This is a genomic window from Rhizohabitans arisaemae (assembly GCF_025996515.1).
In the GTDB taxonomy this organism is placed as follows: Bacteria; Actinomycetota; Actinomycetes; order Streptosporangiales; family Streptosporangiaceae; genus Rhizohabitans; species Rhizohabitans arisaemae.
This window is the reverse complement of the sequence record NZ_BLRH01000060.1, coordinates 450,560-462,264: the sequence shown is the minus strand read 5'-3', so window position 1 is coordinate 462,264 and position 11,705 is coordinate 450,560. Positions and strand designations below refer to the sequence as shown.

12 protein-coding genes are annotated in these 11,705 nt (G+C 69.6%); 3 read left to right on the top strand and 9 right to left on the bottom strand.

The window, feature by feature from the left end; genetic code table 11:
• Positions 1 to 22 precede the first annotated feature (22 nt).
• The 3 genes from RUR_RS30515 to RUR_RS30505 all read right to left on the bottom strand — a co-directional run bounded on the left by RUR_RS30515 (position 23) and on the right by RUR_RS30505 (position 3,391).
• Positions 23 to 1,705: a hypothetical protein gene (locus tag RUR_RS30515; RefSeq protein ID WP_283138678.1), complete on the bottom strand. Its 1,683-nt coding sequence runs from the start codon at positions 1,703 to 1,705 to the stop codon at positions 23 to 25.
• 67 nt (positions 1,706 to 1,772) lie between these two features.
• Complete coding sequence (locus RUR_RS30510; protein WP_283138677.1) at positions 1,773 to 2,576, bottom strand: hypothetical protein; 804 nt, start codon at positions 2,574 to 2,576, stop codon at positions 1,773 to 1,775.
• Between the two features lie 44 nt (positions 2,577 to 2,620).
• Positions 2,621 to 3,391 (bottom strand): CAP domain-containing protein, encoded by a 771-nt coding sequence (locus RUR_RS30505; RefSeq protein ID WP_283138676.1) that lies wholly within the window; start codon positions 3,389 to 3,391, stop codon positions 2,621 to 2,623.
• A gap of 379 nt (positions 3,392 to 3,770) precedes the next feature.
• On the opposite strand from RUR_RS30505, the gene rplM reads away from it, so the two are divergent.
• The 3 genes from rplM to glmM all read left to right on the top strand — a co-directional run bounded on the left by rplM (position 3,771) and on the right by glmM (position 6,146).
• Entirely contained in the window at positions 3,771 to 4,214 is a 444-nt protein-coding gene (rplM, locus tag RUR_RS30500; RefSeq protein WP_283138675.1) for a 50S ribosomal protein L13, read from the top strand.
• 67 nt (positions 4,215 to 4,281) lie between these two features.
• Positions 4,282 to 4,809, top strand: a complete 528-nt coding sequence (rpsI, locus tag RUR_RS30495) for a 30S ribosomal protein S9 (RefSeq protein ID WP_283138674.1) — start codon at positions 4,282 to 4,284, stop codon at positions 4,807 to 4,809.
• Complete coding sequence (gene glmM, locus RUR_RS30490) at positions 4,809 to 6,146, top strand: phosphoglucosamine mutase (protein WP_283138673.1); 1,338 nt, start codon at positions 4,809 to 4,811, stop codon at positions 6,144 to 6,146. The genes rpsI and glmM overlap by 1 nt, the downstream gene beginning before the upstream one ends.
• A gap of 51 nt (positions 6,147 to 6,197) precedes the next feature.
• Here glmM and RUR_RS30485 read toward each other — a convergent pair whose 3' ends face one another.
• From RUR_RS30485 to coaA, 6 genes are read right to left on the bottom strand one after another with little or no spacing between them, the layout of a single operon-like run.
• Positions 6,198 to 6,914 carry an ABC transporter permease subunit gene (locus RUR_RS30485; protein WP_283138672.1) on the bottom strand — a complete coding sequence of 239 codons (717 nt, stop codon included), beginning with the start codon at positions 6,912 to 6,914 and terminating at the stop codon, positions 6,198 to 6,200.
• 25 nt (positions 6,915 to 6,939) lie between these two features.
• The gene (locus RUR_RS30480) at positions 6,940 to 7,878 is read right to left on the bottom strand and encodes an ABC transporter ATP-binding protein (RefSeq protein WP_283138671.1); all 939 of its coding nucleotides are present in this window, start codon (positions 7,876 to 7,878) and stop codon (positions 6,940 to 6,942) included.
• Positions 7,875 to 8,750, bottom strand: a complete 876-nt coding sequence (locus tag RUR_RS30475; protein WP_283138670.1) for an ABC transporter permease — start codon at positions 8,748 to 8,750, stop codon at positions 7,875 to 7,877. Before RUR_RS30475 ends, RUR_RS30480 begins: the two co-directional genes overlap by 4 nt.
• Entirely contained in the window at positions 8,743 to 9,669 is a 927-nt protein-coding gene (locus RUR_RS30470; RefSeq protein ID WP_283138669.1) for an ABC transporter ATP-binding protein, read from the bottom strand. The genes RUR_RS30475 and RUR_RS30470 overlap by 8 nt, the downstream gene beginning before the upstream one ends.
• A 54-nt stretch (positions 9,670 to 9,723) precedes the next feature.
• Positions 9,724 to 10,710, bottom strand: coding sequence for a DUF389 domain-containing protein (locus tag RUR_RS30465; RefSeq protein WP_283138668.1), 987 nt, complete (start codon positions 10,708 to 10,710; stop codon positions 9,724 to 9,726).
• Between the two features lie 18 nt (positions 10,711 to 10,728).
• Positions 10,729 to 11,667, bottom strand: coding sequence for a type I pantothenate kinase (gene coaA / locus RUR_RS30460; protein ID WP_283138667.1), 939 nt, complete (start codon positions 11,665 to 11,667; stop codon positions 10,729 to 10,731).
• Positions 11,668 to 11,705 lie beyond the last annotated feature (38 nt).

Below are 11,705 nucleotides of genomic sequence, written 5' to 3'. Positions count from 1 at the left end.
CCCGGGGAGGCCGCCCGGCGTGTCAGCCGGTGATGCGTTTCTCGATGGGGGTCGCGGTGTAGTCGCGGAACGCGCTGCTCACCGGGCCGAGGTCCTGTTCGGTGGGCGAGGGCGTGTGGCCGTCGCTGTAGGTCGCGTAGGCGAAGACGATGTAGCGCCCCCAGACCATGCCGGCCGCGTAGCCTCCGGCGATGTTCACCCGGGTGGCGGCGGGGTCGTCGGGGTTCGGCAGTCCCCGGAACCAGAGGTTGCTCTTGAGGTTCTTCGCCCGGTCCGCGCGGATCGCGGCTTCCTTGGTGGGCAGGACGGCGATGCCGGTGGTCACCGCGTAGCGCTGTCGCTTGTCGACGTAGGTGGCCCGGACGACCCTGCGGCACTTCTGCTGGGTGAGGGCCTTGGCGAAGGGCCCCATCGCGGCTTTGCCGCAGTCTTCGTCGACCTGGGTCTGGACCCGGGTGAACGCGCGGCCCGCGATGGTGATCTGCTTCTCGGGGAAGACCTCGGTGAGCGCCAGGGACTTCGCATCGGTTCGTTCGGAGTCGACCCGGTCGGTGGGGATGGGGGAGGGCTCGACCGGGGCGGGGCTCGGCGGCTCGGTGGTCGGCAGCGGCGGGACGGCGTCCAGGGTGGGCCTCGGCTGCGCCCGGGGCGGGGTGTTCTCCTGGGTCGCCCGGACGGCGAAGATGACCGAGGCCGCGGCGATCATCACGACCCCTGCGGTTCCGGCCCACACCACGAGCTTCTTCCGGGAGCTCGCGGCCCGCCGCGTCTCGCCCGACGGGGGCTCCGGGAGCGCGGGCACCGCGGTCGTGCGGCTGAACGCGTCGAACGGCTGGGTGGGGGGCGGCCCGGGCTGCTGGGGCCGGGGCTCGGTGGGCGTGGGCGGCACCGGGCTCGTGAAGGCGATCGGTGCCGCCGGCTCCGGGGCCGGCGGCGTCGGCTCCACCGGGTCGGGCGGGGTCTGCGGGCCCGGAACCTGGTGGGAGGCGTCGGCGTTCGGCAGGCCGGGGGCACCGGGCTCCGTGCCGGAGGGGGGCGGGGGCATGGTGAAGTGCTCGGCCACGGGCCCGGATTGGGGCGGGCCGGGGATGACCGGCTCCGGCCCGGTGGGGCCGGGACTCTGGGGCCGGCCGGATCCGGAGACGGGCGGGTGCGGTGCGGGCGCCGGGGCGTCCGGGGGCGGCGGACCGGGGTCCGGTGCGGCGGGCGGCCCCGCGATGATCGGGCTGTGCGCGGTCGGCTCCATCGGGGCCGGGACGGGTGGCGGCTCCGGCGGGAGGGCGGGCGCGGGTGACGGCTGGTGCACGTACGGCTGCAACGCCGGGTCGGTGGGCGGGCCCTGCTCGGGTTCGCCGTCGGCCCGCGGCGGCCAGACCGGCGTGCCGAGCTCACCGGGCCGGGGACGGTTGGAGCGCGGCGGCTCCTCGTCCGGCGGCAGGGATTCGAACCAGTCGTAGACGTCGCCGTGACCCTCCGGCGGGGTCCAGTCCGACGGGGCGGGGGAGCCGGCGGGCGGGCCTGCCGGGGACGGCTCGTGACCGGGCCTCGGCGGCCCGGCGGGCTCACCGGCCCGGTGCGACGGTTCGGATGCAACGGACTCTGTCGGGGGCCCGGGATAAGGGGGATGACCAAAGCTCGGTGGCGGAGTGGCCGGTCCCTCCCCACCCTGATTGTCGTGTCCGGACCCCGGCTCCTGGGCACGCATAGACGCCAAGCGTATCGGCTGACGTGAATCGTCACGCGACTATCCGGATTTCCGAATCCGGTGGGGTTCAGCGGGAGCGCGCTCCGGTGAGGGAACGGGAGTCCAGCGCCGGGAAGACGGTGCCTTCCGCGATGTCGGCGGCGGCCTGGTTGAGCTTCTTGCGTTCGGCGGCGGTCGGCCGGTGGCCGTCCTGGTAGCCGAACCAGACGAAGACCGCGTAATGCCCGTGCTTCCAGATTCCGGCATAGGCCTCGCCGGAGCCGAGCACGCTCGTGGCTTTCTTTCCGGGCAGCGGTTTGAGGTAGTCGGTGCCTCCTTGGGTCTTCTGAACCCGGAGGGTGGCCTTGAGGTCCTTGAGGTTGGCGACGCCGAGTGTGCCGATGATCTTGCCGGTGGAGTCCTGGAAGCTCGCCCGGAGGACCTGGGTGCAGCCGGCACCCTTGATCGCTTTGAGGAGGCGCGTCCCCTGCATCACGCCGGCGCAGGACTTGTCCAGACGCCGGACGGTCATGAGGTAGGTCCGCCCGCCCTTGGTGATCTTCTTGTTCCGGAAGACCTCGTCGAGGGCGAGCGGGAGGGGGTCGGTCAGCCGCGACTGGGCGAAGCCGTACTCGCCCGTGACGCCCGCCCCGGCCGCCAGGGGGCTCTTGGTCGGGGTGGGCGAGGTGGTCGGGGCGGTCGCGGCGGCCGGGGCCTGCTCGTCGCCGCTGAGCGCGACGAGCACGCCCGCCGCGATGGCGAGGGCGACGGACGCCACCCCCGCGATGATCATTGGTAGCTTGCTGCGGCGTCTGCGCCGGGAGGGGGCACGCCAGTCTTCCTGATGGCGGTGCGATCGGCCGCGTGCGCCCTCCTCGCCCGGATAACCCATGGGATGAGACTAGTCGTTCCCCCAGCCGGAAAAGCTCGCCTCCTTTAGCTGTAGCCGAAGTCCTGGGTCCACCAGGGTCCGCCCGGTCCGAGGTGGACTCCCACCCCGATGGCGCGCAGCCGGCAGTTGAGGATGTTCTTCCGGTGTACGGCGCTCGCCATCCAACTGCGTACCGCCTCGTCCGCGGTCTGGTATCCGCGGCCGATGTTCTCCGCGCCCCCGTTGCGGTAGCCCGCGCGCTCCATCCGCTGCCACGGCGTGAGCCCCTCGGGGGAGGTGTGCGAGAAGTACCCCTTCTCCGCCATGTCCGCCGAGTGCAGGCGGGCGGAGTACGCGAGTCGCTGGTTCACTCGCAGGGGGCGGCAGCCCGCGCGGACCCGGGCGTTGTTGGAGAGACGGACCACCCTCGCCTCCAGGGAGGCGAGTTCCTCCGCGGCGGGGTCGCCCGCCGGGTCGACGAACGGGGATGAGGGATCGCCGCCTTGGCCGCCGTCCGCGAGGGAGCGGCCGTCGAGGACGACCCGGGGGTCTTCGGGTTGGTCGGCGGGTGTTCGGTCGGGACCGGTGGCGGGCGCCTCGGCCGTACGGGGCCGTACCACTCTGGTGAGCGGGGAAAGCTCTCGCTTGGGTGGTGCGGTCGACGGTTTGGGCCCCGCCTTGTGAAACTGCAGGGTCGCTGTCTGCCGGGGAGCCTGGGCCTGCTGGTAGAGCCCGTAGCAGACCGCGAGAACGGCTCCCAGGGATATGACCACGACGAAGTGGACCAGGCGGTGTGATCTATGCCCGGTTTTCCGGAAGCGCTTCGTCTGCCACATAGCGGACTTAAATATAGAGATGTGCCGTGATATATAGGCAATGAAGTCGCCGAATTTCTCTGTGTTGTTAGCTTGCGGCGGGGCTCGGATGAGCCCCAGGACGGTCTCCCACCGGTACACTGACCGGGGAGACCGGTCTCGGAAGCCATCAGGCGACCACTCGTTTTGACCCATGTCTGCGAGTGCCGGTATCCTGCTAGTTCGTTGTGTGCGGGTTGGTCCTTAGCGACCGATGCGCGGCGCGCGTCCGGCGTCTTCTCCGATCAACGGAGACGGAAGGTCCGAGGTGACGTGTGTCCCGGACCGACCACGACGCCGATCGAAAAAGAGCTGTCACATTCCGTCAGCCCGAAGACGCGAGCAAAGAAGGCCAACTACCGTGCGCACGTTTACCCCAAAGCCCGGCGACATCGAGCGTCAGTGGCACGTCATCGACGCCGCGGATGTCGTGCTCGGCCGGCTGGCCAGTCAAGCTGCCACGCTGCTGCGCGGTAAGCACAAGCCGATCTTCGCACCCCACGTCGACACCGGTGACTTCGTCATCATCGTCAACGCCGACAAGGTTGTGCTGACCGGCAACAAGCTTGAGCAGAAGCGGGCGTACCGCCACTCGGGTTACCCCGGTGGTCTGCGCTCCGTGCCCTACAGCGAGCTGCTCGCCAAGCGCCCCGACCGCGCGGTCGAGAAGGCCATCAAGGGCATGCTCCCCAAGAACTCCCTCGGCCGGAAGATGGCCAGGAAGCTGAAGGTCTACGCAGGCTCAGACCACCCGCACCAGGCCCAGAAGCCGGTGCCGTTTGAGATCAGCCAGATCGCCCAATAACGCGGCCGCTGTCGCAATCGCAGTGTTAGCCAGCGGCTGACGCCGCCAGGAAGCAAAGAGGAGAACCGTGGCTGAGCCCACCGGCGTCGAGACACCCCTAGAGGGCGACCTGGAGCTGGAGGAGTTCCCCGAAGGGGAGTTCCCGTCTGAGTACACCAGCGAGTCCGCCCCCGTGGAGGAGACGCCCACCCTGAAGTCGATCGTCGTCGGTTCCTCCTACGGGACCGGACGGCGCAAGGAGGCGATCGCCCGGGTGCGCATCGTCCCCGGCACCGGCCAGTGGAGGATCAACGGCCGTTCGCTGGACGTCTACTTCCCGAACAAGGTGCACCAGCAGGTGGTGAACGAGCCGTTCGTCACGCTCGGCGCCGAGGGTCAGTTCGACGTGATCGCCCGGATCGACGGCGGCGGCGTGACCGGCCAGGCCGGTGCGCTGCGGATGGGCCTCGCCCGTGCGCTCACCGCGCTGGACACCGAGACCAACCGGCCCCCGCTGAAGAAGGCCGGGTTCCTGACCCGGGACGCCCGCGCCAAAGAGCGTAAGAAGTACGGCCTTAAGAAGGCCCGTAAGGCTCCGCAGTACAGCAAGCGCTAGTGGGCCGCCTGTTCGGTACCGACGGGGTCCGTGGGGTCGCCGGGCGCGACCTCACCGCCGAACTGGCTCTGGACCTCTCCGTCGCAGCCGCCCACGCCCTCGGGGTCACCGGAGGGCATGGGCGGCCTGTGGCCGTTGTCGGTCGTGACCCCCGCGCCTCGGGGGAGTTTCTGGAGGCGGCGGTCGTCGCCGGGCTCGCCTCCTCCGGGGTCGACGTACTCCGGCTCGGTGTGCTGCCGACGCCCGCGGTCGCCTACCTCACCGAGGCGCTCCACGCCGATGTCGGCGTGATGCTCTCCGCGTCGCACAACCCCGCACCGGACAACGGGATCAAGTTCTTCGCCCGGGGCGGGCTCAAACTGCCCGACGCGGTCGAGGACGAGATCGAGCGCCGGCTGGGCGAGTCCTGGGACCGTCCCGTCGGGGCCTCGGTCGGCCGGGTGCGGGACGCCTACGGCGAGGCCAACCGGTACGTCTCCCACCTGCTCACCACGATGCCCGGCGGGCTGGACGGCCTGCGGGTGGTCGCCGACTGCGCGAACGGGGCCGCTCACACGGTCGCTCCCGAGGCGCTGCTGCGCGCGGGGGCCATCGTGGAGACGATCGGCGCCTCCCCCGACGGCCTCAACATCAACGAGGGCTGTGGCTCGACGCACCTGGACCGGCTCCGGGACGCGGTGCTGGCGAGCGGCGCCGACGTGGGTGTCGCCTACGACGGGGACGCGGACCGCTGCCTGGCGGTGGACGCCACCGGTGAGGTCGTGGACGGCGATCAGATCCTGGCGATCCTCGCGGTCGCGATGAAGGAGAGCGGCCGCCTGGCCAAGGACACCGTGGTCGCCACGGTCATGTCCAACCTCGGCTTCAAGATTGCCATGCGGACGGCCGGGGTCGAGGTCGTGGAGACGGCGGTCGGCGACCGGTACGTGCTGGAGGCCATGAAGCACAACGGCTTCTCGCTCGGCGGGGAGCAGTCCGGCCACCTCATCATGCTCGACCACGCCACCACCGGCGACGGCCTGCTCACCTCGCTGCACCTGCTCGCGGAGGTGGTACGGCAGAAGCGGCCGCTCGCCGAGCTCGCGTCGGTCATGACCCGCCTCCCGCAGGTGTTGATCAACGTACGCGGCGTCGACAAGAGCCGGGCGGCCACCTCACCCGAACTCGCCGCGGCGGTCGCCCACGCCGAAGGGGTGCTGGGGCGGTCCGGGCGGGTCCTGATCCGTCCGAGCGGGACCGAGCCGATGGTCCGCGTCATGGTCGAAGCCGAGTCCGAGGACCAGGCCCACGCCGTGGCCAGCGACCTCGCCGACGTCGTCCGTACCTCCCTGGTGTGAACTGCCCGCTTCTCGCCCCCGCGGTGAGAAGCGGGCAGATGGTTTTCCGGGTTATTCGCTTCCGCTGAGGGTGAGGGAGCGGAGGCGGCGGCCGGCCAGGATCGTGGCGAGCAGGGTGGTGACGATCAGTGCCGGTATCGCGAAGCCCGGCGCGACCTGGCTCTTGAGGAAGGCCGACGAGGACACGGCGTCGGCGATGGAGAGCGTCCACTGCTGGATCGACAGGTCCCGTGCGCCGGGGGCGACGGTGCCGACCACTCCTTCCCAGATCAGCGCGTAGATGATCCCCACGGTGACGGCGAACCGGGTGACGATGGAGATCAGCAGGAAGACCGCGGCGTAGGCGACTCCGCCGGCGAGCGCGCCGACGGCGAAGCCAAGGGCGACGTCGGCCTCCCAGCCCATCATCGCGAAGGCGGAGATGAAGATCGGGAGCGCGCCGAACAGCGCCATCAGCGAGGCCGCGACGATCAGTTTCGTGACGGAGACGACCTCCCGCCGGATCGGCTTGGCGAGCAGGTGCATGATGACACCGTCCTCGATCTCCCTGCCGATCACCCCGGTTCCGACGATCAGGCCGAGCAGCGGAAGCATCATGGCGACCCCGAACCGCTCCATCAGCAGGATCGTCACCCGTTCCGGCGAGCTCGCCAGAGCGTAGAGGACCCCGGTGAGGGCGAGCAGGAGCACGGGCAGCCCGAGGAGCAGGAACACCCGGCGGCTGCCGAGCATGCCCCGGTAGGTGATCTGGGCGATGGTCGTGTTCACGGACGTGCCCCTTGGAGTGCGGCGGTCATTGTCTGCCCCCGGAGATCAGGTAGGAGAACACCGACTCCAGGTCCTCGTCGGACGGGCTGACCTGGAGCAGGCGCACGTCGGCTTTCCGCGCCGCCTGGGGGAGCAGCCGGGTGAAGGCGCGGAAGTCGATCGCCCGCACCTCGAGCCCGTCCTCGCCGAGCCGGACTCCGCCGGTGGAGCCGTCGGCGATCAGCGCGGAGGCGAGTTTGCGGTCGTCGCTGGATCGGATGGTGAACAGGTGGGGCCGATTGGTCATCCGGCGCCGGATTTCCCGGTGGTCGCCGGAGGCGGCGTGCCGGCCGGAGACGAGTACTTCGATCTGCTGGGCGACCCGCTCGACCTCTTCGAGGATGTGCGAGCTGAACAGGATGGTCCGTCCGTCCGCGCCCATCCTGGTGATGAGCTCCATGAGGTGGAGCCGCTGCCGCGGGTCCATCCCGTTGAACGGCTCGTCGAGCAGGAGCACCGGGGGGTCGTGGACGAGCGCGGCGGCCACCTTGACCCGCTGGCGCATCCCCTTGGAGTAGGTGTCGATCCGCCGGTTGCCAGCGTCGAGCATCTCGACGAGGTTGAGGGCTTTGGTGGCGGCTTCGACGGGGTTGGCGAGTTTGTGCAGTTTGGCGCTGGAGAGGACGAACTGCCATCCGGTCAGGAAGCCGTAGAGCGCTTCCCGTTCCGGGACGATCCCCACGGACTTGTACACCTTGGAGTTCTGCCAGATGCGGTCCCGGCCGAGGGTGACCGAGCCGGAGGAGGGGGCGAGGAAGCCCGCCATCATGTGCAGCAGGGTGGATTTGCCCGCGCCGTTGGGTCCGAGCAGGCCGGTGACGCCCGGGCCGATCCGCATGGTCACGTTGTTGACCGCGACGACGTTGCCGTACCACCGGGAGACCTCGTCGAGGTGGATCGTGGTCGGAGCGGAGTGGTCGGTCATGACGACGCCGCCTTTCTGTACCGGTTCACCAGGATGGCGAGGGCGGCGCCGATGAGGAGGAGTACGGCGAGGAGCGCGACCGGGCCGCCCGCGCCGCTCGGGTAGTCGATCCCCAGGGCCGGTCGGCTGCCGAAGATCCAGACCTGGATCGCGTCGACGAGCATGAACGGGTTGATCAGCAGGGTCCATCTGGACGCCGTGTCGTGGCTGAGGGATTCGAGCACCCCGGACAGCACGGTGGAGGTGGCGAGGGTGATCAGATAGAAGGCGATCACCGAGGCGACGCCGAGGCCGCGCCGAGGGGTGAGGGAGGCGAGGGCGATGCCGACCGTACCGAGGAAGATCGCGAATAGGAACGCCCCGCCGACGCCCCGGAGGTAGTCCCCGGTGTGCAGGGGCCCCGGCGGGTTGACGAAGATCTCGCCGACGAACATCAGCGTGATCGGCAGGACCATGATGATCATCATCGCGCCGACGATCGCGGCGACCTTGGCGACGATGTAGTCCGTCGGGGTGCCCGGCCGGGAGAACAGCAGCGGGAGGACTCGGTACCGCTGGTCCGGGCCGACCAGGTACGGGGCCTGCGTGGCCAGGAAGATCGCGACGACGGCCTGCATGGTGACCGCGTAGCCGGTGTAGGAGAGCGGTCCCTCGCGCAACAGGGCCATCACCGCGATCGAGACGGTCGCGGGGAGGAGCATGATGACCCCGAGGAGCATCGGCATGATCTTGGATTTGGCTGGCCGGCCCAGGCCGAACGCGCCGCGCAGGCTGTTGGTGAACAGCGCGGTACGGGCGTATGCCCGGCCGTGCCGCGGTCCGTCGTAGTGGCGGTACCCGATGTCGTGGATGACGCCGGAGGGTTCAGACACGCTCGGCACCCCCCTGCGCGTGGTCCCGCTCGCGGAAGACGTCCTCGATGCGTCCCCGTCGCTGCTCCAGCCGGATCAGCCCGAGGTCCAGGTCGGACGCGATGTCACGGACCGCGTCGTAGGTCGAGTCGTCGACGACTTTGATCACAAGCAGCCTTCCGTCCGCCTCGACCCGCTGGCCCGCCCGGGTCAGCGCTTCGGCGAACTCGGCCTGCCCCTCCTCGACCTCGACCGAGACGGTGTGGGTTCCCTGGGTGAAGTCGTCGATGCCGGAGGAGCGGAGCAGCCTTCCGGCATCGATCACGATCACGTGGTCGCAGGTGCGCTCCAGTTCCCCCAGCAGATGGGAGGTGACGAGCACGCTGATCCCGAACTCGGTGCCGATCCGCCGGATCAGGCGGAGCATGTCGTCCCGGCCGGCCGGGTCGAGTCCGTTGGTGGGTTCGTCGAGGAAGACCAGTCGCGGGTCGTGGACGAGCGCCTGGGCGAGTTTGACCCGCTGCCGCATTCCGGTGGAGTATCCGCCGATCGGACGGTAGCGCTCCTCGTGCAGGCCGACGTGCCGGAGGGTGTCGGCGGCGCGCTCCCGGGCGGCGGTTCTCGGCAGCCCGGACAGTCTCGCCAGGTGGACGACGAGCTCGGTGGCACTGACATCGGGGGGAAGGCAGTCGTGTTCCGGCATGTAGCCGACGACGCGCCGGATCTCCTCCCCCTGGGAGGCGATGTCGAGGCCGAGCACGGTCGCCCGTCCGCTCGTCGGCCGCAGCAGGCCGAGGAGAATCTTGATCAGCGTGGACTTACCGGCTCCGTTGGCTCCGACCAGACCGGTGACTCCCGGTCCGATGTTCACCGTGAGCTGGTCCAGAGCGGTCACCCGTGGAAAGCGCTTCGACAGTCCCTCGGTGGCGAGGATAGACATGATCGCACTGTATCGACCCGAGTACGGCCGGGAGATCTACCCTGGGACCGAGTTTCATCTACGACCTGGGGATGAGTCGGGGGCGGCCTCATCGGGCAAACGGCCGACCGGCGGTCGTAGGCGGGAAGTACGACGCCAGATCGCGCGCTGCACCAGCAGGGTGAGGATGCCCGCGATCACCATGCCCAGGACGTTGATCGAGAGCTGGATCAGCGACCCGGCGACGTTGCCCCAGGAGGCGAGGGCGAGGGCCACGGCCACGTTGCCGGCGGCCGGCACCGTGGTCACCGAGATGAAGACCCCGACCAGTGCGGTGGACTTGCCCGCGGTGATGGAGAGGACACCCGCCACACCAGCCAACAATGCAACGATAAATGCCCATTTGTCGGGCTTGACGATGAATGCGGTCTGCCGGTCCTCCGCCGCCAGCATCTCCGGCTCGATCCAGCCCAGCCCGTAGGCGACCAGCGCGCAGCTGAAGGTGAGGAGAATCGCCACCGTGAATCCGGCCACCAGGGTCCGGGTCGCGACGGCGACCAGCCTGCCGTCCCGCTGGATGAGGCCGAAGCAGATGGCGGCGACCGCCGCGAACTCCGGCCCCAGGACCATCGCGCCCACGATCAGGATCGGGGAGTCGGTGAGCACCGCGATCCCGGCGAGCTGGGTGGCCAGGGTGAGGAACACCAGGAAGGCCCAGGTGAGCCGGGACTCCTCCCGGGTGCGCTGGGCGAACTCCTCCCAGACGACGGCGTCCTCGCTGTCCCCCGGCGCCTCCTCCTTGGCTTCCTCGGCCGCCTCGGAGAGCGACACGTCCACCCGCTCCACGGCGATCGACCCGTCGACGTCCAGACCCAGCGCGCACAGCTGTTCGAGGAGGTCGTTGGCGGCCTCCCGCGCCACGTCGCAGAGGATCACGTCCCCCACGGGCTCCCTGGCGGCGCCGGGCAGCACGATCACATTGGTGATCCCCAGGTCCGAGGTGAGGATCCGGACGACCTGCTCGGTCCGATCCCCGGGGGAGATCACGCGGACATGTAGCACAGCACGACTCTAGAGCCCTCAGGTCCGGCGCAGCCGAACTCTGCGCACCGAATGGTCGGGCCCCTTCTGCAGCACGAGGTCGGCGCGGCCCCGGGTGGGGGCGATGTTCTCCACGAGGTTGCGCTCGTTGATCTCCCGCCACACGTTCCGGGCGAACTCGACGGCCTCCCGGTCGGAGAGCTCGGCGATGTGCCGGAAGTAGGACTTGGGGTCGGCGAACGCGGTCCGCCGGAGCTTGTTGAAACGCTCCACATACCAGTCCCGGACGTCCTCCACCTTGGCGTCCACATAGATGGAGAAGTCGAAGAAGTCGCAGACCGCCAGGGCGTGCGCCGGGGCCGGCTGCAGGACGTTCAACCCTTCGACAATAAGGATGTCCGGATTTTTTATGGTCTGGATGACATTTGGCACGATGTCGTACTCAAGATGGCTATAGACCGGTGCGCTGACCTCGGGCGCGCCCGCCTTGACCGCGGCGACGAACCGGACGAGCGCCCGGCGGTCGTAGCTGGCCGGGAACCCCTTGCGGTGCATGAGCCCGCGCTCCTCCAGGATCCGGTTGGGGTGGAGGAAGCTGTCCGTGGTGATCAGCTCGACGTGCGGGTGCTCCGGCCAGCGGGCCAGCAGGGTGTGCAGCAGCCGCGCGGTGGTCGACTTGCCGACGGCGACGCTGCCCGCGATCCCGATCACGTACGGCGGGGGCGGCCCCTGCTCGCCGAGGAAGGCCGAGACCGCGCCCCCGCGTTCCCGGGAGCCGGTGAAGTGCAGGTTGAGCAGCCTGGTGAGGGGCAGGTAGATGTCGGTGACCTCGGTGAGATCGATGGGGTCCTCGACGCCGCGCAGTTCCTCCAGTTCGTCCTCGGTCAGGGTGAGCGGCGTGTTCCGGCGCAACGCCTGCCACTGGCCCCGGCTGAGTTCCACATACGGATTCGAACCGTTCGTCCAGCCGTTGCTCATGGGGGAACTGTACTGACACGGTTCCGTACGGCCTGCGC

Coding starts and splice junctions, on each gene's coding strand:
- coaA (WP_283138667.1), bottom strand. CDS start 11,667: ATGAGCAACGGCTGGACGAACGGTTCGAATCCGTATGTGGAACTCAGC.
- RUR_RS30515 (WP_283138678.1), bottom strand. CDS start 1,705: ATGCGTGCCCAGGAGCCGGGGTCCGGACACGACAATCAGGGTGGGGAG.
- RUR_RS30510 (WP_283138677.1), bottom strand. CDS start 2,576: ATGGGTTATCCGGGCGAGGAGGGCGCACGCGGCCGATCGCACCGCCAT.
- RUR_RS30480 (WP_283138671.1), bottom strand. CDS start 7,878: ATGACCGACCACTCCGCTCCGACCACGATCCACCTCGACGAGGTCTCC.
- RUR_RS30505 (WP_283138676.1), bottom strand. CDS start 3,391: ATGTGGCAGACGAAGCGCTTCCGGAAAACCGGGCATAGATCACACCGC.
- RUR_RS30470 (WP_283138669.1), bottom strand. CDS start 9,669: ATGTCTATCCTCGCCACCGAGGGACTGTCGAAGCGCTTTCCACGGGTG.